The organism is Paracoccus sp. PAMC 22219, assembly GCF_000787695.1.
Taxonomy (GTDB): domain Bacteria; phylum Pseudomonadota; class Alphaproteobacteria; order Rhodobacterales; family Rhodobacteraceae; genus Paracoccus.
The window spans coordinates 17,672-38,308 of sequence record NZ_BBPH01000018.1 but is presented as its reverse complement, the minus strand read 5'-3'; the positions used below and the strand labels follow the sequence as shown (position 1 = coordinate 38,308).

20 protein-coding genes, 1 tRNA gene and 5 pseudogenes are annotated in these 20,637 nt (G+C 67.9%); 14 read left to right on the top strand and 12 right to left on the bottom strand.

From position 1 onward, the window contains the following. From TY51_RS03150 to TY51_RS03130, 5 genes and pseudogenes are all read left to right on the top strand, one after another. On the top strand, nucleotides 1-276 hold a 276-nt coding region (locus TY51_RS03150; RefSeq protein WP_042245737.1), incomplete at its 5' end, for an ATP-binding cassette domain-containing protein. Nucleotides 277-303: 27 nt separating this feature from the next. After that, nucleotides 304-1,265: pseudogene (locus tag TY51_RS03145) on the top strand (ABC transporter permease). Continuing rightward, nucleotides 1,265-2,883, top strand: a pseudogene (locus tag TY51_RS03140) (FGGY-family carbohydrate kinase). Before TY51_RS03145 ends, TY51_RS03140 begins: the two co-directional pseudogenes overlap by 1 nt. After that, nucleotides 2,867-3,579, top strand: a pseudogene (locus tag TY51_RS03135) (SDR family oxidoreductase). Before TY51_RS03140 ends, TY51_RS03135 begins: the two co-directional pseudogenes overlap by 17 nt. A 26-nt stretch (nucleotides 3,580-3,605) precedes the next feature. Then, nucleotides 3,606-4,334, top strand: coding sequence for an SDR family oxidoreductase (locus tag TY51_RS03130; RefSeq protein WP_042245734.1), 729 nt, complete (start codon nucleotides 3,606-3,608; stop codon nucleotides 4,332-4,334). Here the strand turns inward: TY51_RS03130 and hydA are convergent. Genes hydA through TY51_RS03105 form a run of 6 tightly spaced genes read right to left on the bottom strand, consistent with a single transcriptional unit; the run spans nucleotide 4,331 to nucleotide 9,222 of the window. Continuing rightward, the gene (gene hydA, locus TY51_RS03125; RefSeq protein WP_042245732.1) at nucleotides 4,331-5,734 is read right to left on the bottom strand and encodes a dihydropyrimidinase; all 1,404 of its coding nucleotides are present in this window, start codon (nucleotides 5,732-5,734) and stop codon (nucleotides 4,331-4,333) included. The genes TY51_RS03130 and hydA overlap by 4 nt on opposite strands. Next, nucleotides 5,731-6,345 (bottom strand): aminotransferase class V-fold PLP-dependent enzyme, encoded by a 615-nt coding sequence (locus TY51_RS23915; RefSeq protein ID WP_255351378.1) that lies wholly within the window; start codon nucleotides 6,343-6,345, stop codon nucleotides 5,731-5,733. The genes hydA and TY51_RS23915 overlap by 4 nt, the downstream gene beginning before the upstream one ends. A gap of 5 nt (nucleotides 6,346-6,350) precedes the next feature. After that, nucleotides 6,351-6,959, bottom strand: a complete 609-nt coding sequence (locus tag TY51_RS23910) for an aminotransferase class V-fold PLP-dependent enzyme (protein ID WP_197054615.1) — start codon at nucleotides 6,957-6,959, stop codon at nucleotides 6,351-6,353. Nucleotides 6,960-6,971: 12 nt separating this feature from the next. Continuing rightward, nucleotides 6,972-7,709, bottom strand: a complete 738-nt coding sequence (locus tag TY51_RS03115; protein ID WP_042245730.1) for an amino acid ABC transporter ATP-binding protein — start codon at nucleotides 7,707-7,709, stop codon at nucleotides 6,972-6,974. Nucleotide 7,710: 1 nt separating this feature from the next. Further along, a complete protein-coding gene (locus tag TY51_RS03110) occupies nucleotides 7,711-8,382 on the bottom strand; it encodes an amino acid ABC transporter permease (RefSeq protein ID WP_042245727.1) in 672 nt (223 codons plus the stop codon). 45 nt (nucleotides 8,383-8,427) lie between these two features. After that, on the bottom strand, nucleotides 8,428-9,222 hold the full coding sequence (locus TY51_RS03105) for an ABC transporter substrate-binding protein (protein ID WP_042245767.1): 795 nt from the start codon (nucleotides 9,220-9,222) through the stop codon (nucleotides 8,428-8,430). An 84-nt stretch (nucleotides 9,223-9,306) separates the two neighbouring features. Here TY51_RS03105 and TY51_RS03100 point away from each other — a divergent pair, with 84 nt between their 5' ends. Together TY51_RS03100 and TY51_RS03095 are read left to right on the top strand one after the other, a co-directional pair. Next, a complete protein-coding gene (locus TY51_RS03100) occupies nucleotides 9,307-10,056 on the top strand; it encodes a FadR/GntR family transcriptional regulator (protein ID WP_231558876.1) in 750 nt (249 codons plus the stop codon). An 89-nt stretch (nucleotides 10,057-10,145) separates the two neighbouring features. Then, nucleotides 10,146-10,222, top strand: a tRNA-Met gene (locus TY51_RS03095). Between the two features lie 41 nt (nucleotides 10,223-10,263). Here the strand turns inward: TY51_RS03095 and TY51_RS03090 are convergent. From TY51_RS03090 to TY51_RS03065, 6 genes and pseudogenes are all read right to left on the bottom strand, one after another. After that, the gene (locus TY51_RS03090; RefSeq protein WP_042245724.1) at nucleotides 10,264-10,755 is read right to left on the bottom strand and encodes a YsaB family lipoprotein; all 492 of its coding nucleotides are present in this window, start codon (nucleotides 10,753-10,755) and stop codon (nucleotides 10,264-10,266) included. Then, the gene (locus tag TY51_RS03085) at nucleotides 10,755-11,066 is read right to left on the bottom strand and encodes a hypothetical protein (protein WP_052649715.1); all 312 of its coding nucleotides are present in this window, start codon (nucleotides 11,064-11,066) and stop codon (nucleotides 10,755-10,757) included. Before TY51_RS03085 ends, TY51_RS03090 begins: the two co-directional genes overlap by 1 nt. A gap of 135 nt (nucleotides 11,067-11,201) precedes the next feature. Then, a complete protein-coding gene (locus TY51_RS03080) occupies nucleotides 11,202-11,780 on the bottom strand; it encodes a YceI family protein (protein WP_197054613.1) in 579 nt (192 codons plus the stop codon). A gap of 92 nt (nucleotides 11,781-11,872) precedes the next feature. Then, a complete protein-coding gene (locus TY51_RS03075; RefSeq protein ID WP_042245723.1) occupies nucleotides 11,873-13,027 on the bottom strand; it encodes a cytochrome b/b6 domain-containing protein in 1,155 nt (384 codons plus the stop codon). An 88-nt stretch (nucleotides 13,028-13,115) separates the two neighbouring features. After that, a pseudogene (locus tag TY51_RS03070) lies at nucleotides 13,116-14,215 on the bottom strand (Gfo/Idh/MocA family protein). Nucleotides 14,216-14,230: 15 nt separating this feature from the next. Next, nucleotides 14,231-14,947: a GntR family transcriptional regulator gene (locus TY51_RS03065; protein WP_307534290.1), complete on the bottom strand. Its 717-nt coding sequence runs from the start codon at nucleotides 14,945-14,947 to the stop codon at nucleotides 14,231-14,233. 90 nt (nucleotides 14,948-15,037) lie between these two features. Here TY51_RS03065 and TY51_RS03060 point away from each other — a divergent pair, with 90 nt between their 5' ends. The 7 genes and pseudogenes from TY51_RS03060 to dctP all read left to right on the top strand — a co-directional run bounded on the left by TY51_RS03060 (nucleotide 15,038) and on the right by dctP (nucleotide 20,596). Continuing rightward, on the top strand, nucleotides 15,038-16,192 hold the full coding sequence (locus tag TY51_RS03060; protein WP_042245720.1) for an LLM class flavin-dependent oxidoreductase: 1,155 nt from the start codon (nucleotides 15,038-15,040) through the stop codon (nucleotides 16,190-16,192). Between the two features lies 1 nt (nucleotide 16,193). Then, on the top strand, nucleotides 16,194-17,084 hold the full coding sequence (locus TY51_RS03055; RefSeq protein ID WP_042245717.1) for an aldo/keto reductase family oxidoreductase: 891 nt from the start codon (nucleotides 16,194-16,196) through the stop codon (nucleotides 17,082-17,084). Continuing rightward, nucleotides 17,081-17,587, top strand: coding sequence for a flavin reductase family protein (locus TY51_RS03050; RefSeq protein WP_042245714.1), 507 nt, complete (start codon nucleotides 17,081-17,083; stop codon nucleotides 17,585-17,587). The genes TY51_RS03055 and TY51_RS03050 overlap by 4 nt, the downstream gene beginning before the upstream one ends. A gap of 61 nt (nucleotides 17,588-17,648) precedes the next feature. Next, nucleotides 17,649-17,843 (top strand): hypothetical protein, encoded by a 195-nt coding sequence (locus TY51_RS24220; protein WP_307534285.1) that lies wholly within the window; start codon nucleotides 17,649-17,651, stop codon nucleotides 17,841-17,843. Between the two features lie 8 nt (nucleotides 17,844-17,851). Next, nucleotides 17,852-18,241: a TRAP transporter small permease subunit gene (locus tag TY51_RS03045; protein ID WP_307534282.1), complete on the top strand. Its 390-nt coding sequence runs from the start codon at nucleotides 17,852-17,854 to the stop codon at nucleotides 18,239-18,241. Further along, nucleotides 18,241-19,529: pseudogene (locus tag TY51_RS03040) on the top strand (TRAP transporter large permease). Before TY51_RS03045 ends, TY51_RS03040 begins: the two are co-directional and overlap by 1 nt. A gap of 20 nt (nucleotides 19,530-19,549) precedes the next feature. After that, nucleotides 19,550-20,596 (top strand): TRAP transporter substrate-binding protein DctP, encoded by a 1,047-nt coding sequence (gene dctP / locus TY51_RS03035; RefSeq protein WP_042245710.1) that lies wholly within the window; start codon nucleotides 19,550-19,552, stop codon nucleotides 20,594-20,596. Nucleotides 20,597-20,637: the final 41 nt, after the last annotated feature.

Genomic DNA, 20,637 nt, shown 5'->3' with positions numbered 1-20,637 from the left:
TCGGGCGGCAACCAGCAAAAGGTCGTCATCGCCCGCTGGCTGAACCACCAGATGCGGGTCCTGATCTTTGACGAACCCACGCGCGGCATCGATGTCGGCGCCAAGGCCGAAATCTATCAACTGATGCGCCAGTTCACGGCGCAGGGATACGCCATCATCATGATCTCGTCAGACTGCCGGAAATCATCGGCATGGCCGACCGGGTCTGCGTCTTTCGGTCCGGCGGCATCGTCGCGACGGTCGAGGGGGACGCCATCACCTCGGAACGGATCATGACACACGCAACCACGGGAAAGGTCCACCATGTCGCATGACGCAAACACCGCCAGGCATCGCGCCTTCGACTGGCTGCTGCATTCGCCGCTGGCGTTGCCTCTGGTCGGGCTGATCGTGGTGTCGGTCCTGATGGCCTTCGCCAGCGACAACTTCTTCACCGTGAACAACATCCTGAACGTGCTACGGCAGGTGTCGGTCGTGGGCATCCTGGCGGTGGGCATGACCTTCGTCATCCTGACCGGCGGGATCGACCTGTCGGTGGGCGCGGTCATGGCGCTGGCAGGCACGGTCGCGGCGGGGATCATGGTCAACATGGGCCTGCCGGGCGGCGTGGGCATCGCCGCGGCGCTGCTGGTCGGGCTGGGGCTGGGCCTGTTCAACGGCGCGCTGGTCGCTTGGGGCAAGATGCCCGCGATCATCGTGACGCTGGCCACGATGGGCATCGCCCGCGGGCTGGGGCTGATCTATTCGGGCGGCTATCCGATCAGCGGGCTGCCGTCTTGGGTGTCGTGGTTCGGCGTGGGCCGCGTGGGCATCATCCCCGTGCCGGTGATCATCATGGTCATCGTCTATGCGCTGGCCTGGGTGCTGCTGCAGCGCACGCCCTTTGGCCGCCACGTCTATGCCATCGGCGGAAACGAGACCGCCGCCCGCCTGTCGGGCGTGCGCACCCGGCGGGTCAAGCTGGCGGTCTATGGCATTTCCGGGCTGACCGCGTCGCTGGCCGCCATCGTGCTGACCGGCCGCCTGATGAGCGGCCAGCCCAACGCCGGTGTGGGCTTCGAGCTGGACGCCATCGCCGCCGTCGTCCTGGGCGGCACGCCATCGCGGGCGGGCGCGGGCTGATCCTGGGCACGCTGATCGGCGCGGTGCTGCTGGGCATCCTGAACAACGGCCTGAACCTGGTGGGCATCAACCCCTACATGCAGGACGTCATCAAGGGCCTGATCATCCTGCTGGCGATCTATATCGGCCGGGAATGGCGCTGATGGAGCGGTATCTGATCGGCATCGATGTCGGTACCGGATCGGCGCGGGCGGGGGTCTTTGACGCCACGGGCGCGGCGCTTGGCACCGGGAAAAGCGACATCGCCATGCACCGCCCCGACGGGGTGATCGCCGAACAGTCCAGCGCGCAGGTCTGGGACGCGGTCTGCACCGCGACCCGCGCCGCCGTGGCGCAGGCGGGGATCGAGCCGGCCCACGTGGCGGGCATCGGCTTCGACGCCACCTGTTCGCTGGTGGTGGTGGGCGACACACCCCTGGGCGTGGGCGACCCCGCCCATCCGGACCGCGACATCATCGTCTGGATGGACCACCGCGCGGTCGATCAGGCGGCCCGCATCAACGCGGGCGGGCACGACGTCCTGCGCTATGTCGGCGGCCGCATCTCTCCCGAGATGGAGACGCCCAAGCTGCTGTGGCTGCGCGAGAACCGGCCCCAGGTCTTTGACGCGGCGCGCCATTTCTTCGACCTGACCGATTTCCTGACCTGGAAGGCCACGGACAGCACCGCGCGGTCGACCTGCACGGTGACCTGCAAATGGACCTATCTGGCGCATGAGGCCGATGGGACGCGGATTACTTCCACGCCATCGGCCTGGGCGTGCTGGCGGACGAAGGGTTCGCCCGCATCGGCACCCAGGTCGTGCCGCCCGCCACGCCGTTGGGCGCGGGCCTGACCGCCGATGCCGCGCGTGCCATGGGCCTGCGCGCGGGCATCGCGGTCGGCGCCGGGCTGATCGACGCGCATGCGGGCGGCGTCGGCACCGTGGCCGCGATGGGCGATCCGGTGGACACGGTGGGCTATGTCTTCGGCACATCATCCTGCACCATGACCACGACGCGGGAACCGGCGTTTGTTCCGGGCGTGTGGGGGCCATACTTTTCAGCCATGGTGCCCGGCATGTGGCTGAACGAGGGCGGGCAGTCGGTCGCGGGCGCCGCCATCGACCATCTGCTGCGCCTGCACCCCGCCCATGACCAAGCTGTCCAGACCGCGCGCGCACAGGGCCAGTCCCTGCCCGAATGGCTGGCGGACCAGGCCGCCCCGGAGGCCGTGCGGCAGGCAGCCCACCTGCATGTGGTGCCCGAATTCCTGGGCAACCGCGCGCCCTTTGCCGACCCCCATGCCCGCGCCATCGTCAGCGGCCAGGGGATGGAGACGGACCAAATGTCGCTGGTCGCGCTGTACGTCGCGGGGATCTGCGGGTTGGGTTACGGCCTGCGCCAGATCGTCGCCACGCAGGCCGCCCACGGCGCGCCGGTCGCGCGCATCGCCATCAGCGGCGGCGCAGGCCGCCATCCGCGCATCCGCCAACTGCTGGCCGATGCGACCGGCCTGCCCGTGGACGCCGCGGCGACGGATGAACCCGTCCTGCTGGGCGCGGCCATGCTGGGCGCGGTCGCGGGCGGGGTGTTCCCCGACCTGGCATCGGCCATGCCCGCCATGTCGCGCGTCCTGACCACCCATCACCCCGACCCCGACAACCAGCGGCTGCATGCCGCGCGTTACCGGGCGTTCCTGACGCTTCAGGCCACCGCCCGCGACCTGCGCGGCGACATCGACGCCGCATTGAGAGGAGACCACGATGCCCTTCACGGATAGATCCGTCATCATCACCGGCGCGGGCAAGGGCATTGGCCGGGCCACCGCGATCCTGCTGGCCCGACGCGGCGCGCGGGTCACCGCCATCAGCCGCACGCAGTCCGACCTGGACAGCCTGGACGCCCGCGCCATCGTTGCGGACCTTGCCGACCCGGCGGCGGCGCGCGACGCGATGGCCCAGGCCGGGACCTGCGATTACCTGGTCAACTGTGCGGGCACCAACGTGCTGGAAAGCCTGCTGGATCTGACCGATGCAGGCTATGACGCGGTGATGGACATCAACCTGCGCAGCGCGCTGATCTGCGCGCAGGAATTCGCGCGTGCCCGGATCGCTGCGGGCGGCGGCGGGGCCATCGTCAACGTCACCAGCATCGCCGGCCATCGCGGGTTTCCCGACCACATCGCCTATGCCGCCTCCAAGGCCGGGCTGGAGGGCGCGACCCGCGTCATGGCGCGCGAACTGGGCCCGCACGGCATCCGCGCCGTGGCCATCGCCCCACCGTCACCCTGACCGAACTGGCCGCCGCCGCCTGGAGCGCGCCGGCCAGGCGCGACCCGATGATGGCCCGCCACCCGATGGGCCGCTTTGCCGAGGCCGACGACGTGGCCCGCGCCATCGCCCTGCTGCTGTCGGACGACGCGGGCCTGATCACCGGGGCGGTCCTGCCCCTCGACGGCGGCTTTCTGGCCGTCTGACCGAATACCATCCCAAGGAGAATACCATGTCCCAAGACCTGCACGGCAAGGTTGCCGCGATCACCGGGGCCGCATCGGGCATCGGGCTGGCCGCCACGCGCGCGCTGCTGGATGCGGGCGCCCGCGTGGTGCTGGTCGACCGCAATGCCGATGCGCTGGACGCCCTGACGCGCGACCTGGGCGGCGATGCGACAGCCCAGGTCACCGACCTGCTGGACGCGGACAGCTGCAACGCGATGGTGCCCGACATCCTGTCCAAGGTGGGCCGGATCGACATCATGCTGTGCAACGCCGGCAGCTATATCGGCGGCGACCTGGTCGACACCAACCCGGCCGCCATCGACCGCATGCTGAACCTGAACGTCAACGCGGTGATGAAGAACGTCCATGCGGTGGCCCCCCACATGATCGGACGCGGCACGGGCGACATCATCGTCACCAGTTCCATCGCCGGGCACGCCCCGATCCATGTCGAGCCGGTCTATACCGCGTCCAAATGGGCCGTGACCTGCTTCGTGCAGACCATGCGGCGCCAGCTGATGGGGCACGGGATCCGCGTGGGGCAGGTGTCGCCCGGACCGGTCATCTCGGCGCTGCTGTCGGACTGGGAGCCGGAACGCCTGCAGCGCATGAAGGACGCGGGCGCCCTGATCGAACCGGTCGAGGTCGCGGACGCGATGATGTACATGCTGACCCGCCCGCGCAACGTGACCATTCGCGACATGATCGTGCTGCCCAGCAACTTCGACGTCTAGGCGAACGCCTCGCTGGTGCCGCGCGACAGGTGCCCCCCGGTGGGATCGCCCACCGGGACGCAGTCCTGCGCGATGGTCCGGCCCCGCAGCAGGGTGCGGACCGGCCAGCCGGTGATCTCCATCCCCTCGTAGGGCGTGTAGTCGCAGCCGTGGTTCAGGTCGGCCTGCCGGATGGGCCGGGTCAGGGTCGGGTCCCACAGCGCCAGGTCGGCATCCGCGCCGATGGCGATGCTGCCCTTCTGTGGGTACAGCCCGTACAGCCTTGCCGGATTGGTCGATGTCAGCGCCACAAAGCGTTGCAGGCTGATCCGGCCCTTGCCGACGCCTTCGGAAAACAGGATCGGCAGGCGGGTTTCGACCCCCGGAATGCCGTTCGGCACGTATTTGAACGAGGAACGCGCGCGGGGCGTGTCCTTGCCGGTGGCGTCGATGCGGAACGGGCAATGGTCGGACGAAAAGATGTAGAATGTCCCGTCCCGCAACCCCTGCCAGATCGCCGCCTGGCTGTCCGCATCGCGCGGCGGGGGCGAACAGACGTATTTCGCGCCGTCGAAATCCATGTTCAGCCCGCGCAGGTCGTCGGCGGTCAGGGCAATGTATTGGGGGCAGGTCTCGGCATGAACCTTGAGGCCGCGGGCGCGGGCCCACTGGATCTGCTCCATCGGGTCGCGGCCCGACACGTGGACGATCACCACGGGCACGTCGATCAACTGGGCGTGGCTGATGGCGCGGTGGGTGGCCTCGCGTTCGGCGATCTGGGCATGGGCCTGGCCGTGGTAATACGGCGCGGTGCGGCCCTCGGCCTCCAGCCGGCGGGTCAGGTGGCGGATGGCGTCATGCCCCTCGGCATGGACCATGACCAGCGCACGTTCGCGGCGCGCCACCTCGAACACGTCCAGGATCTGGGCGTCGTTCAGCACCAGGTCGTCATAGGTCATGAAGACCTTGAACGAGGTATACCCGTCGCGCACCAGCGCCGGCAGCTCCTGCCCCAGCACCTGAGGGGTGGGATCGCTGACGATCAGGTGGAACGACACGTCGGTGTGACACTTGCCCTTCGCCTTGCGGTGATACTCCTCGACACAGGCGCGCAGCGACTGGCCCCGGATCTGCAGCGCAAAGGGCAGCACGGTCGTGTTGCCCCCTGCCGCCGCCGACCGGGTGCCGCTGGCGAAATCGTCCGCCATGGTCGTGCCGTCCGAGGTCGGCTGGTCCAGATGCACATGCGCGTCGATCCCGCCGGGCAGGACCAGCAGCCCCGTCGCGTCGATCCGGTCGGCCCCGGTCAGATCGTGCCCGATCTGCGCGATGCGCCCGTCCCGGATGCCGATATCGGCGGCATAGCTGTCGGCGGCGGTGACGACCGTGCCGCCCGCGATGACCAGATCCAGCGGGCTCATGCGACGATCCGGGCCAGCGCGTCGGTCAGGCGGTCGACCTGATCCAGCGTGTTGTAATGGACCATAGACACGCGCAACACGCCGCCGTCCTGATCCTCGCCCAGATGCTCGACCAGGCGGCGGGAATGGAAATCGCCGAACCGCATGGCGATGCCGTGATCGTCCATCGCGCGGGCCACCGTACCGGAATCGATGCCGTCGAACTTGAACGCGATGGTGGGCACGCGAGTGCTGTCGCGGTTGACCGTCTGGCCCATGACGCGGCAATCGTTGCGCGCCGACAGCCAGGCCAGCAGGCGGTCGGTCAGTGCATCCTCCTGCGCGGTGATCAGGTCGAACGCGGCGACCAGCAGGGCGCGGTCGTCGCCCGTGGCGCCGTGATGGCGGGCCAGGTTGGTCAGGTATTCAAGGATGCCGTCGGTTGCATAGGCCATCTCATAGCTGGGATTGCCGGGCTCCAGCTTGGCCGAAACCTTATCCTTGCCGTAGAAGTAATGGTACAGCCCGTCCAGTTCGGCCAGCAGGTCGTATTTGCCGTACATCAGCGCGCCGTGCGGGCCGTAAGCCTTGTACAGGCTGAAGACATAGTAATCGACATCCCAAGCCCGCACGTCGATCAGCCGGTGGGGCGCATAGGCGACCGCATCGACGCAGATCCGCGCGCATGGTCATGGACGAACCGCGCGAAATCCGCGATGGGATGCACCTGTCCCAGAATGTTCGACACATGCGTCACGCAGACCAGCCGGGTGCGGTCGGTCATCAGCGGGGCCAGATCGGCCAGCTGCAGGTCCATCGTGTCCGCGTTCAGCGGCCAGACCTTGAGGGTGACGCCGAACTCCTCCAGCCGGGTCCAGGGGCCGATATTGCTCTCGTGATCGGCCATGGTGACGATGACCTCGTCGCCCGGGGCGAACTGACGGCGCATGGCCTGCATCAGGTTGCCCATCAGCACCGTGGTCGAGGGGCCGAACACGATCTCTTCGGGGCGGGCGGCATTAACCAGGGTCGCGGCAGCCCGACGGCCCGCCATCAGCGCGTCAGCCGCCGCCTGCGACACGGCATAGCTGCCGCCGATCTGGACGTTGCGATGGGTCAGGAACTCGACCATGCGGTCCAGCGCGGGACGCGCGATCTGCGCGCCGCCCGCGTTGTCGAAGAACACCCAGTCCTGCGTCAGGCCGGGGAATTGGGACTGCACATAGGCCATGTCCAGCTGTGTCATCGGGGTGGTCCTTCAGTGGTTCAGCACGGCGCCCAGAAAGTTGCGCGTGCGTGGTTCTTGGGGGTCGGACAGCACCTGCGCGGGCGGTCCCTGTTCGACGATCTGGCCCGCATCCATGAAGATGACGCGGTCGGCCACCTGAGAGGCAAAGCCCATCTCGTGGGTGACGACGATCATGGTGACGCCGGTGCGGGCCAGATCGCGCATGACGTCCAGCACTTCGCCCACCATCTCGGGGTCCAGCGCGCTGGTCGGCTCATCGAACAGCATCACCTGCGGCTCCATCGCAAGCGCCCGGGCGATGGCCACGCGCTGCTGCTGGCCGCCCGACAGATGCTCGGGGTACTTGTCGGCCTGATTGCCGATGCCCACGCGGGCCAACAGACGGTCGGCCTGGGCCGCGGCATCGGCCCGCGTCGTGCGGCGCACGCGGCGCGGGGCCAGCATGACGTTTTCGCGCACGGTCAGATGCGGGAACAGGTTGAAGGACTGGAACACCATCCCGACCTCGGCCCGCACCTTGGCCAGCGCGCGGCCGGTGGTGACGGGGGTGCCGTCCACGCGGATCTCGCTGGCGGGGTCGAACCCCTCAAGCCGGTTGATGCAGCGGATCAGGGTCGATTTCCCCGACCCCGACGGGCCGATGATGCACACCACCTCGCCCTTGGCGACGTCCAGGTCGATGCCGCGCAACGCCTCGAACGTGCCATAAGATTTCCGCAGGTTGCGGATGCTGACAAAGCCCGCCATTTCAGCGCCTCCGGGCCGCAAAGCGGCGTTCCATGCGCGACACCAGTGCCACCAACGGCCACAGGAACGCGATATAGATCACCGCCGCGACGATCAGCGGCGTGGGGTTCGCCGCCAGCGCCTGCGCCTGCGTCGCCTGCTTGAGCAGGTCGGGCATGGCGACGACGGATGCCAGCGCGGTGTCCTTGACCACGTTGATCGAATTGTTCGTCAACGGCGGAATGACGATCCGCACCGCCTGCGGCAGGATCACGTCGGCCATCGTCTGGCGACCGTTCAGGCCCAGGGCGGCGGACGCCTCGAACTGGCCCTTGGGGATCGCCTCGATGCCCGCGCGAAAGATCTCGGCGGTGTAGGCGCCCGATACCAGCGTCAGCGCGCTCATCGCGGACATGAAGGGCGACAGGCGCAGGCCCACGAAAGGCAGCGCGTAATAGACGATGATCAGCAGCACCAGCAGCGGGATCGACCGGAAGATGTCGATATACAGCCGCGTGACGAACCGGACCGGGCCGGGCCCGTACAGCCGCGCCATCGCCAGCCCCAGGCCCAGCATCAGCCCCGCGACGATGCTGGCCGCCCCCAGCTGCAGCGTGATCCACAGACCCTGCAGCAGCATGGGAAAGGTGCGCCGCATCACCTCGGCGTTCAGGAAGGTGTCGAAAATATCCATGTGCATCCTTTCGGGTCCGGGACAGGCCCGGACCCGGGCGTCGGATCAATCCAGCGACGGCATCGGCAGGACGGTGGCGGTGGACGACGCCGCATCGGGGGCGACGCCGAACCATTTTTCGTGCAGTTCGGCCACCACGCCTTCGGTCTTCAGCGCGTCCAGCACGGTGTTGACCTCGGTCGCCAGCTCGGCGTCCTTGGCGAACATCATCGAGTATTTCTCTCCGGTCGGGATGCGTTCCACGACGGCCAGCTGCGGCTTGTCCTTGACGTAGTACTGCAGCGCCGGGATGTCCGACACGTACCCGTCGATCCGCCCCGCCTGCAGGTCCAGCATCGCGGGCGCCAGACCCTCATAGCGGCGGATGTCGGCGAACCCGTATTCGGCCTGGTTCTCGGTCGCCCACATGTCGCCGGTCGACCCGGTGTCGACGCCGACGACCTTGCCCTCCATCTCGGCCAGCGATTTCGGCCCCTCGGCCAGGGCGGTCAGCGACTGGTCGCTGTCGTAATAGGGCTGGGCAAAGGTCACCGATTCCAGGCGTTCGTCGGTGATGGTGATGGAACTGGTCGCGATGTCGATCCGACCCGACTGCACGGCAGAGAACAGCCCGTTGAAGGGGATGTTCACCGTCTCGACCTCGGCGCCCATGCGCTCGGCCACGGCGGCGACCAGGTCGATCTCGAAGCCCACGAACTCTCCGGCGTCGTCCTGGAACTCCCACGGGACGTTGCCGATGTTGGCACCCACCGTCAGCGTGTCCTGTGCCGAGGCGGCAAGGGCCGAACCGGCCAGCAGCACCAGTGCCATTGCCGTGCCGCGCATCGTTTTTCCGTGCATGATCATCTCCCCGTCTTTATGATTCTGGATTGACCGGACTAACCGGTCTGACCATTATCAAGCCACGGGCCGATCCGGTTTGCAATGGCCGTGGTTCCTGTGCAGATGGATGCCGGATCGGGTGCCAACGGAAAGGGCAATGCGCGGGTGATGTGGGACAAGGGGCCAGTGACGCAGACGATCGCGCGTCGGCTGCAGGAGATGATCCGGTCGGGCGAACTCAAGGCGGGGCAAAAGCTGCCGTCGCAGCGGGCGCTGTCGGAACAGCTGAACGTGTCGCGCCCGTCGCTGCGCGAGGCCCTGCTGACGCTGGAGACGTTGGGGCTTGTCCAGACGCTGCCCGCGCGGGGGACCTTCGTGATGGACCCGGCCACGCGGCCCGCGCAGACGACCTGGCGCTATGACGACGCCCACGATCTGCGCGAGGTGTTCCAGACCCGCCTGCTGATCGAGGGAGAGCTGGCCCGGCTGGCCGCCACCGCCATCACGCCCGACGCGCTGGCCCGCCTGCAAGCCGCCGCCGCCCAGTTCGAACAGGCCTGGGCGCAGGGCGATCTGGTCGCCCATGTAGACGCGGATCTGGCCCTGCACCAAGGCATTGCGCAGGCCTGTCCGAACCGGATGCTGGCCACGCTGTACAGCACCGTCAGTCAGCTGCTGACCGAAACGCAGCGCCAGCCGATCCCGAACACGGACCCCGACCGCATGGCGCAGTCCATCGCCGAACACCGCGCGATCCTGACCGCGCTGGAACGCCGCGACCCCGACGCGGCGCAGGCGCAGATGCGCGAGCATATCCGCAACACCGCACGCTGCGCGGGCCTGCAGATCTAGCGCGGCCTGCCCGGTTCGCCGTCCGGCGCGCTTTTTGGCAAAACCCGCTTGACGGCCCTGCGCCAGTCCCTTAGATCGCCGCTACTCGTGGCGGAGTAGCTCAGTTGGTTAGAGCAGCGGAATCATAATCCGCGTGTCGGGGGTTCGAGTCCCTCCTCCGCTACCAGTCATCCCCCAAAGACATGAATATCCCCATCGGTGGGCCGGTCAGTTCATCTCGACCCAGTCCTCGATCTGGCTGCCGTCGTCGCGGACGGTGCAGGCCACGCGGCGGGGGCTGTTCTGGTCCTTGATGATCACCTCGGCAAAGCCTGGGCGCAGGGCGCTGACCTGTTCGACCGCCGCCGGGACGCCGACCATCTGCAGGCACTTGCCAACACCGGCCTGATGCTGACCCGTGGCGTGGTCGCCGTGGTCATGGGGTTCCTGCACCTCCAGCTCCAGAAACCGACCCGCCGAATCGAAGCTGCAGGAGAACAGCACCGGATCGGCACTGTCCGTCTGGCCATAGACGGTAAAGATGCCGTGGTTGCGCTCGACAGGAAGGGTCATCAGGCCCGCCGGGCGCGTGCCCAACCGTTCCGCCGCCTGACCGGTGCAGAATTGCGCAAGCTGGGGCTGCGCCACGATTTCCGCGCGCAGGGCCGGGGCGGCCAGGGTCAGGGCGACGCCTGACAGGATCAGGGCGCGCACGATCATCACAGGGCCCCCTCGCTGCCGGTATACATCACCCCCTGCACCCGAAAGGCGGCGTCGGTCTGGCAGGCCCAGGGTGCCTCGGCCCCGGCGACGGTCGCCTGCACGCCGATCCCGGCCTCGGATTCGGCCACGTCGAAGACGGCGACATCGGACTGGCTTTTGCCGACCTGGGCCGCGATGGCCGCGCGGCAGGCGGTGGCGGCGGGGCCGGTCAGGTCGCCGCCGATGACCGCGACGTCGTCGCCGACATCCTCCATGCAGGCAGCCAGCGGCAGGGCCGCCAGCAGGACAAGAACGAACTTGATGGTCATGCGGGATCTCCTGTGCCGGGGTTGATTCTAACGAATCAGTGAAGCACGAAGCCCGCATTCCGGCTATCGGGTTTGCGATATGCGAAAGGGCCCGCGGCGATGCCACGGGCCCCTGTCGTCATTCCGGAACGGCGATCACTCGGCGGGCATCGCCTCGACCGAGATGCGGACCTCGACCTCGTCGGACACGGCGGGGGCGAACATGCCGGCGTTGAAGTCGCTGCGCAGCAGGGTGGTCGTCGCGTCGAAGCCCAGCCACGGCTTGTTCTCCATCGGGTGGGTGCCCTGCTGGTTCAGCGTGGTGTCCAGCACGACTTCCTTGGTCACGCCGTTCAGGGTCAGGTCGCCGGTGATCATCGCGGTGGTGTCGCCGGTGACCTCGATCCCGGTGGACACGAAGGTCACCTCGGGGGCGGCACCCTCGGCGCCGAAGAAGTCGGGCGACAGGAAGTGTTCGTCACGGCCGGCGAAACCGGTCATCAGCGAGGCGACGGGGAACGTGGCCTCGACCGAGGATGCGGCCGGGTCTTCGGCGTCGAACGTGATCGTGCCGGTGATGTCGCCGAACATGCCCGTCGTGGTCGAGAAGCCCAGGTGGTTATAGTCGAACACGATCTGGCTGTGCGAGGTGTCCAGGCTGTAGGTTTCGGGCGCGGCCAGGGCGGCACCGGCGACAAGGGCGAAAGCGGCGGTCAGGGCAGTCGTTTTCAGCATCGGAATCTCCGTTTGTTATGGGGGCACCATCCTTGGAAGCGGCCCGTGGGGCAACTAGCGATGCGCGAACAGGGCCTGTCAGCCAGCGCACATCACCGTGTGGCGGTCAGCGCGACGGTCAGGTCCACCTGGAACCCCACGGTGCTTTCGTCGGCATATCCCGCCCCCACCTGCCAGTCGCGGCGGTCCATCACGGCCTGGCCCTGCATCGTGGCGAGGCCGTCGGTGATGGTCAGATCAAAGGGCAGCGTGACGGGCATCTGCTGATCGCGCAGGCGCAGCGGGCCTTCGGCGACATAGCCGTCGCCGTCGGGGCGGATCGTCCCTTCGAAGACGGCGGTGGGGTGGGCGGCGACGTCAAAGAACGCGGCCCCCTTGGCCTGGTCGGTGACGGTGCCGATGGTCACGCTGTCCATGTTGATGGTCACGGTGACCTGTCCCGCGCCACTGTCGGGGTCGAACGCGATCGCCGCCGTCCAGTCGGCAAAGCTGCCGGTCACGGCCGATCCCATCTGGCGCACGGCAAAGCCCAGCTGCCCATCGGTGACCTGCCATTCGGATGCCGCCTGTTCCAGCGTGGCCACGGGCGCCGCGTCGCGCGGCGCGGTGGCCAGCGCATAGGCCGCCCCCGCCCCGAACACCGCCACCGCGACCAGCGCCGGCAGCGCGTGGCGCGCAGCGATGCCCCGGCCCGCGGGCACCCCCCGCGTCATGCGGCCCAGCACCCCGTCGCGGTCGATCACTACGTGTTTCACCGCGCCCGCCACATGCAGGACCACCGACCCGATCAGCAGGAACGCGAAGACATGGTGCACCTCGGCCATGACCATCGCCAGGGCGGGCGATTTCGGCACCAGCGGCAGCCCCTGCCCCAAGGGCCACAGGATAGGCGCAAAGCCGTCGGTCGCAGCGTGTTCGACCCAGCCGGTCACCGGCACCAGCACCATCGACCCGTACAGCGTCCAATGCACCGCCTCGGCCAGCAGCGTCTCCAGCCGGCGTTCGGGGTGGACGGGCGCCGGGCGGGTCTGGGTCAGCGCCCAGCCGATGCGCGCCAGCGCCACGACCAGCGCCGCAAGGCCCAGCGTCTTGTGAAACGAGAACACCTGCACCTTGAGGGCCATCTGCTCCAGCGGGATGCGTTCGGCCCACAGGCCAAGGCCGATGTTGGACAGGATGATCAGGGCGGTCAGCCAGTGCAGGCTGCGGGCGACGCTGCCATAGCTGGCTTTGGTGTTGTGGCGCATGGGGGGCCTTCGATGCGGATTTCCCCCCTGATAGCGCGTTTCGCGGATGCGCGGCACTGCCTTGGCCGCACATCCGCTGTGCGGGGCGTCACAATTCGACGACGCGCCGTTCGATCATCGCGGTCTGGGCCGCCAGCCCCATGCGCACCGCCCAGATGCCGTCCTGGACGCTGACGTCGGGGCGGGCGCGCTGGCCGCGCACCAGCTCCAGGAACCCCCGGTGCTGATAGAAGGTCGACCCGTTGTGGTCCCCCGCATCCAGCAGCGCCGGGTCCACGGGGATCAAGTGGACCTGCGGCCCGCGGGGTTCGCGTGGCGACACGACGACCTGCGCCACCGGCGGATCGCCCAGATGCGCGGGCCAGAAGCGGGTGGGACCGGGCACGAAGGCCTCGATCTTGCCGCGGGGGCCCACGGCGCTGATCTCCTCCTGCCAGCGCGATCCTTCGGCGAACATGCACAGCTCCAGCATGCGCGGGTGCCGTCGGCGAAATCCACCGCGACATAGCCGTGGTCAAAGATGTCGGGCGTCTGGCCGTCATGCACCTCGTCCAGGTGGTTCAGCGCCTGCCCGCCGGTTGCCATGACGCGGACGGGATCCGACCCCAGCGCCAGCCGCATCAGGTCAAAGAAATGACAGCATTTCTCCACGAACGTCCCGCCGCTGTAGCGGTTGAAGCGGTTCCACTGCCCGACCTTGGACAGAAAGGGATAGCGGTGTTCGCGGATGCTCAGCATGCGGATGCCGCCGGTCGCCTCCTGGGCCATCTCCAGCAGCCGGGCGACGGGGGGCATGTAGCGGTATTCCATCGCGACCCAGACCGGCGCCGCGTGCCGTGCGGCCAGCTCTGCCACCGCCGCCGCGTCCGAGGCCTGGGTGAACAGCGGCTTTTCGACCAGCACCGGCAGCGGCCTGTGCGCGGCCACGGCCTGCAGCTGTTCGACATGGCGGTGGTTCGGGCTGGCGATCAGCAGGCAGTCCAGCCCCGGATGCGCCAGCAGGTCGGCCACGCTGTCGACCATGCGCGCACCCGGGGCCAGCGCCGCGGCGCGGGCGCGCATGGCCGCATCGGGTTCGAAGATGGCGCCGATGGCGGTGCCGGGCAGCAGGGCGATGTTGCGCAGGTGTTCCTGCCCCATCATTCCGCAGCCGATAACGCCATAGGTGATCACGCGGCTGTCTTGCATGGTCATGAAATCTCCTTAGACGAGGCGCTGGACGTACAGCGCGCGGTCGGTGTCGTACCAAGTGCGCGAAAATTCGACCGCGTCCTGGGTCTGCGCCCAGGACAGGCGCTGGATGAAGGCGGTGGTGGTGCCGGGGCGGGGCGCGAAATCGGGCGGCGCCCAGTCGGGCACGAGGCCCAGGCCGACACGATCCTCGGCCCGGGTGATCCACAGCTTCAGTGCCCGCTTGTAGGTCAGGTACAGCGAATCCTGGACCATGTCGGCGGGAATGGCGCCCGCGCCGCCGTCCAGCCAGATCTCCTCGACCGCGATGGGGGTGTCGTCCAGAAACCGCAGCCGCCGGAACCGGGTGCCGTGATCGGCGCTGCCATAGGCGGGCTGGCCCGCGTCCTTGGGGTGCGATCCGACCGACAGCAGCCGCGCCCGCGGCAGCCCGCCCCCGCCCTGCGCATGTTCCAGCCGGAACATCGAATAGACCGCCCGCGTCGGTTCGCCCGCGCGGATGTAGTTCCCCGACCCCTGCCGGCGATCCAGCAGGCCCTGGGCCTCGAGTTCGGCCAGCGCCTTGCGCAGGGTGCGCACGGTGGTGTCGTGCGCCTCGGCCATCTGGCGTTCGGGGGGCAGCTTCTGACCGTCGACCAGACGACCCGCGGCGATGTCGCGAATCATCATCTCGGTGATCTGCAGGTGGATCGGCAATGCGTCCGACCGATGTTCGCCTGCGCCTGCCACGACCGTCCCCCGGCAAATTGATACACCATTGATTTACACGATGGGGGGCGCTATGCAAAGGGAAATCCGACGCCGTCCCGGGAGGAAACCATGACCGTCGTCCCCGTCACCTCTGCCGATCTGGATGCCGTCGAGGTCGCCTGGTTCGCGGCGCTGTGTTCCGACGATTACCGTCATCTGGGCGTGCCCGACGGGTCGCTGCGATCGTCCTGGGCGCATTGTTCCGACATCGTGCGCACCGCCGAACAGCAGGGCTTCGGCAACATCCTGTGCCCGTCCAGCTATCAGGTCGGACAGGACACGCTGTCTTTTGTCGCGGGCTGCGCGCCGATCACCGACCGCATCAACATGCTGGCCGCCGTCCGCTGCGGAGAGATGCAGCCGATCATGCTGGCCCGCACCATCGCCACGCTGGACCACATGCTGGAGGGCCGCCTGACGGTCAACATCATCAGCAGCGACTTTCCGGGTCAGCAGGAGCCCAGCCCCTTTCGCTATCAGCGCAGTCGCGAGGTGGTCGAGATCCTGAAGCAGGCCTGGACCCAGGACGAAATCAACTATCAGGGTCAGGTCTATGATTTCAGCGGCCTGACGACCGATCCGGTCCAGCCCTATCAGACCGGCGGGCCGATGCTGTATTTCGGCGGCTATTCCCCCGACGCGCTGGACCTGTGCGGCCAGCATTGCGACGTCTATCTGATGTGGCCCGAAAAGACCGAGGACATCGCCGACCGCATGCGCGCCGCCCATGCCGCCGCCGAACGGCATGGCCGCACACTGGACTATGGCTTTCGCGCCCATGTGATCGTCCGCGACACCGAGGCCGAGGCCCGCGAATACGCCCGCGACCTGGTCAGCCAACTGGACGATGACCAAGGCCGGATGATCCGCGAACGCGCGCTGGATGCAGGTTCGCTCGGCGTCAGCCGCCAGGCCCGCAACCGGGAACTGGCCGATCTGGAGGGCTATATCGAGCCCAACCTGTGGACCGGCGTGGGCCGGGCGCGGTCGGGCTGCGGCGCGGCCATCGTGGGGTCGACCGACCAGGTCCTGACCAAGCTGGAGGAGCTGCGCCGCATGGGCATCCGCGCCTTCATCCTGTCAGGCTATCCCCACAAGAACGAGGCCTGCCATTTCGGCAGCCGCGTCCTGCCGCAGATGAACACCTGCAAGTTGAACCGTGTCTGGGGCCGCGTGCCCGACACCACCCCCGCAACGCCCTTGGGCACCGGCGAAAGGCGCTGAGATGAACCGTGTGACGCTGACCGACGACCTGACCCTGTCGCGGCTGGTCTATGGCATGTGGCGGATCGGCGACGACGCCGATACCAGCCCCGCCCATGTCCAAGCCAAGATCGAGGCCTGTCTGGACCAGGGCATCACCACGATGGACCAGGCCGACATCTATGGCGCCTATACCGCCGAAGGCATCCTGGGCGCCGCCCTGCGCGCCAGCCCCGGCCTGCGCGACCGGATCGAGATCGTCACGAAATGCGACATCATCGCGCCGATCGGCAAATACGCCGATGCGGCCTGCAAGCATTACGACACGTCCGGCGACCACATCCACGCGTCCGTGGACAACTCGCTGCGCGACATGGGCACCGACCGGATCGACCTGCTGCTGATCCACCGCCCCGATCCGCTGATGGACCCCGACGACACCGGCGCGGCACTGGACGCGATGGTGGCCGCGGGCAAAATCCGCGCCGTGGGCGTGTCGAACTTTCGCCCTTGGGACGTCGAACTGCTGCAGGGCTCGATGCAGACTCGGCTGGTGACCAACCAGATCGAGGTGTCCCTGGCCGCGATCCAGCCCTTCACCAATGGCGATCTGGCGTTCCATCAGCGCCGCCGCGACCCGGTCATGGCCTGGTCGCCCCTGGGCGGCGGCAGCCTGATGACCGGCCACGGACCCGTCGCCGCCGAACTGGACGCGCTGGCGGCGGAATTCGGCGTTGACCGCGCGGCGGTGGCGGTTGCGTTCCTGTTGCGCCACCCCGCGATCATCATGCCGGTCATGGGCACCAATTCGCTTGCACGGATCGCCCGGATCGCCGATGCCGAAAAGGTCCGGCTGGACCGCGTGCAGTGGTTCCGCCTTTACCAAGCAGCCCTTGGGCAAGAGGTGCCATGACGCGACCGATCCCGCACAGCTTTGTCCCCGATCCGCAGAACGGGCGGCTGCTGCGCGATGCCTTTGGCCGCTTCGCGACCGGCGTCACGGTGGTGACCGCCGCCAGCGACGACGGATGCGCGGCGATGACCGCCAACAGCTTCTCGTCCATCTCGATGGACCCGCCGCTGGTGATGTGGTCGCCCGCGCTGGCCAGCTCCCGCTTTCCGGTCTTTGCGCAGGCGCGCCATTTCGCCATCCACGTGCTGGCCGCCGATCAGGCCGATCTGGCCTGGACCGTCGCGCGCAACCGCAACGCGCTGGACCATGCGGGCCTGACCGCCAATGCGCAGGGCGTGCCGGTGCTGGACCGCTGCCTGGCGCGGTTCGATTGCGACCTGTTCGCCATGCACGAGGCGGGCGACCACATGATCATCGTCGGCCGCGTCCTGCACGCCCAGATCACAGAGGGCGATCCGCTGGCCTTCTTCGGGGGCCAGATCGCCGGGATCGCCAAAGGCTGACCGCGGCGCCGGGCAGGAGGAGGCCCGGCACCGTCACGAAACGGGGGAGGAGACACCCAAGATGCGCCTGCTGACGCGCCTTGTCCGGCCATTGTCCCGGATCAACGAACAGCTGCTGCGCGCGGGACGCGCGGTGGGCATTCTGGCCATCGGCCTGATGGTCGTGGTGACCATCGTGCAGGTCATCGCCCGCTATGGGTTCAACAGCGCGCTGGCCTCGCCGGACGAGGCGCGCGGTTCTGCATGCTGTGGATGACCGGGCTGATGGCACCGACCGCGTTCCGGCGCGGCGGCTTTGTCGCCATCGACTTCTTTCCCGCCATGCTGCCGGCCACGCCCGCGCGGCTGCTGAACCTGGTCCTGCTGATCGTGTCGCTGGTGGTGCTTGTCGTCGCCGTGCAGATCGGCTGGCGCGAGGTCACGGGCTTGGGCGGACGCTTTGCCAGTGCATCGCTGTTCCTGCCCACATCGCTTGATTTCAGCGACTGGTACCGGGTGCCGCGGTCCTGGATGATGGCGTCGATCCCGGTCGGGCTGATGCTGCTGATTTCCGTGAATGTCGAATTGATCCTGCGCATCCTGGCGCAGCTGGGCGGCGCCCGCGACCTGCCCCCGATCGAGGGGCTGGATGCGGGCCTGCGGGGGGCCGAGTGATGCTGATCCTGTTTCTGCCGCTGTTCCTGACCTTTCTGCTGATCGGCCTGCCGGTGTTCTTCGGGATGCTGGCCGCGCCGGGCATCCTGCTGATGCTGAACGGTCAGGAACGCGACCTGACGCTGCTGTACCGCAACCTGTATAACGGCATGGACAGCTTTCCGCTGATGGCGATCCCGTTCTTCATGCTGGCGGGAGAGCTGATGAACCGCGGCGGAATCACCCTGCGGCTGGTCGAATTCGCCCAGGCCCTGATGGGCCATTTTCGCGGCGGCCTGGCGCATGTGAACATCCTGTCGTCGATGCTGTTCGCGGGCCTGTCGGGATCGGCCGTGGCCGACACCTCGGCGCTTGGGTCCATGCTGATCCCGGCGATGGAAAAGCAGGGCTATACCCGCCGCTTTGCCGCCGCGATCACCGCGGCCAGTTCGGTCATCGGGCCGATCATCCCGCCGTCGGGGATCATGATCATCTATGCCTATGTGATGGGCGAAAGCGTCGCCGCGCTGTTCCTGGCGGGCATCGTGCCGGGCATCCTGGTGGGCGTGGGCCTGATGATCGCGGTCAAGGTCATGGCCGACCGGTACGACTTTCCGATCGCCGCGCCCCGCCAAAGCTGGGGCCAGCGCGGACAGGCCAGCCTCAAGGCGTTCTTTCCGCTGATGACCCCGGTCATCATCCTGGGCGGCATCCTGGGCGGCGTCTTCACGCCCACCGAGGCCGCCGCCGTCGCCGCCGTCTATGCGCTGGTCATCAGCCTGTTCGTGCTGCGCACCATGCGCATCTCGGAACTGCCGGACGTTCTGGGCCGCGCGGCCCTGACCTCGGCCGTGGTGCTGCTGCTGGTCGGGGCGGCGATGTCGTTCAAGACGGTGATCTCGCTGTCGCAGACGCCGCAGATGATGGCCGACTGGATCCTGACGCTGACCGCCGATCCGCTGATCCTGCTGCTGATGATCAACCTGTTCCTGTTCGTCGTCGGCATGTTCCTGGACGCGGGCCCCGCGATCATCATCCTGGCGCCGATCCTGGGGCCGGTCTTCACCGGCATGGGCGTCGACAGCGTGCATTTCGCGATCATCATGTGCGTCAACCTGACGGTGGGGCTGGCCACGCCGCCCATGGGGCTGGTGCTGTTCGTGGCGTCCGCGGTGTCGGGCGAAAGGTCATGACCATCGCCCGCGCCATCCTGCCGTTCCTGCTGGTCGAGGTTCTGGTGATCTTCCTGATCACCTATGTCCCGGCCATTTCGCTGACCATCCCGCGCCTGACCGGCTTCGCGGACTGAGACCACCAAGGGAGGATACCATGCTGAAACCCGCACTGACCCTCGCCGCCGCCCTGGCGCTGGCCACCCCCGTCATGGCCCAGGACTATACCCTGCGCGCCGTGGCCAATTCCAACGAGAACGACGAGGATTTCGACGGCCTGCAGGTCTTCAAGTCCCATGTCGAGGCGGCGTCCAACGGCGCCATCGCGGTCGATATCTTCATGGGCACGCAGCTGTGTTCCAACGGCGCGGAATGCCTGCAGGGCGTGGCCGACGGGTCGATCGACGTCTACATCTCGACCTCGGACGGGGCGGCGGGGCTGTTTCCCTATCTGCAGGTGCTGGACCTGCCCTATATCATGGCCGACGACCGTGTGGCCGAACGGGTCCTGACCGGCGATTTCACCCGCCAGCTGCGCGACATGACGCTGGAGGATTCGGGCGGCATGCTGCGGCTGATGACCATCGGCAACACCGGCGGCTGGCGCAACTTTGCCAACACCGAACGCCGCATCCAGACGCCCGCAGACCTGTCGGGCCTGAAGATGCGCACCGTGGTGGCCGACCTGCCGCAAGAGCTGGTGCGCGCGCTGGACGCGTCGCCCACGCCGATCCCCTGGGCCGAACTGTTCACGTCGCTGCAGACCAACGTGGTCGAGGGCACCGCGAACGGCATCACCGACATCATGTCGATGCGTTTCCCCGAAGCCGGGCTGCAATATCTGACGCTGGACGGGCACGCCTACATGGGTGCGATGTGGTGGATGTCGAACGAGCGCTTCATGGAGATGCCCGAGGACATGCGCGCCATCGTCGTCGACGGCTTTGCCCAGCTGCAGCAGGCGACGTTCGCCTCGCCCAAGCGCAAGTCCATCGCGGCCTACGAGGATTTCCGCGCCGGCGGCGGCGAGGTCTATGTCCCCACGGCCGAGGAAAAGGCAGCCTTCACCGAGGCCGCGGCCCCGGTCTATGACTGGTTCACCGGCAATGTCGATGGCGGCGAGGAGATCCTGGCCAGCTTCCGCGAGGCCGTGGCCCAGGCCGAGACCGCGCTGGCCGAGGAACGCGCCCGCGACATCCAGTAACCCCTGCCGGGGGCCGCGACCCGGCCCCCCTGGACCCCCAT

Bases quoted from the DNA above. Each gene is read 5' to 3' on its own strand.
- TY51_RS03130 (WP_042245734.1), top strand. From the start codon at position 3,606: ATGTCCCAAGACCTGCACGGCAAGGTTGCCGCGATCACCGGGGCCGCA.
- hydA (WP_042245732.1), bottom strand. From the start codon at position 5,734: ATGAGCCCGCTGGATCTGGTCATCGCGGGCGGCACGGTCGTCACCGCC.
- TY51_RS23910 (WP_197054615.1), bottom strand. From the start codon at position 6,959: ATGACACAGCTGGACATGGCCTATGTGCAGTCCCAATTCCCCGGCCTG.
- TY51_RS03115 (WP_042245730.1), bottom strand. From the start codon at position 7,709: ATGGCGGGCTTTGTCAGCATCCGCAACCTGCGGAAATCTTATGGCACG.
- TY51_RS03110 (WP_042245727.1), bottom strand. From the start codon at position 8,382: ATGGATATTTTCGACACCTTCCTGAACGCCGAGGTGATGCGGCGCACC.
- TY51_RS03105 (WP_042245767.1), bottom strand. From the start codon at position 9,222: ATGCACGGAAAAACGATGCGCGGCACGGCAATGGCACTGGTGCTGCTG.
- TY51_RS03100 (WP_231558876.1), top strand. From the start codon at position 9,307: ATGGCCGTGGTTCCTGTGCAGATGGATGCCGGATCGGGTGCCAACGGA.
- TY51_RS03090 (WP_042245724.1), bottom strand. From the start codon at position 10,755: ATGATCGTGCGCGCCCTGATCCTGTCAGGCGTCGCCCTGACCCTGGCC.
- TY51_RS03085 (WP_052649715.1), bottom strand. From the start codon at position 11,066: ATGACCATCAAGTTCGTTCTTGTCCTGCTGGCGGCCCTGCCGCTGGCT.
- TY51_RS03080 (WP_197054613.1), bottom strand. From the start codon at position 11,780: ATGCTGAAAACGACTGCCCTGACCGCCGCTTTCGCCCTTGTCGCCGGT.
- TY51_RS03075 (WP_042245723.1), bottom strand. From the start codon at position 13,027: ATGCGCCACAACACCAAAGCCAGCTATGGCAGCGTCGCCCGCAGCCTG.
- TY51_RS03060 (WP_042245720.1), top strand. From the start codon at position 15,038: ATGACCGTCGTCCCCGTCACCTCTGCCGATCTGGATGCCGTCGAGGTC.
- TY51_RS03055 (WP_042245717.1), top strand. From the start codon at position 16,194: ATGAACCGTGTGACGCTGACCGACGACCTGACCCTGTCGCGGCTGGTC.
- TY51_RS03050 (WP_042245714.1), top strand. From the start codon at position 17,081: ATGACGCGACCGATCCCGCACAGCTTTGTCCCCGATCCGCAGAACGGG.
- TY51_RS24220 (WP_307534285.1), top strand. From the start codon at position 17,649: ATGCGCCTGCTGACGCGCCTTGTCCGGCCATTGTCCCGGATCAACGAA.
- TY51_RS03045 (WP_307534282.1), top strand. From the start codon at position 17,852: ATGGCACCGACCGCGTTCCGGCGCGGCGGCTTTGTCGCCATCGACTTC.
- dctP (WP_042245710.1), top strand. From the start codon at position 19,550: ATGCTGAAACCCGCACTGACCCTCGCCGCCGCCCTGGCGCTGGCCACC.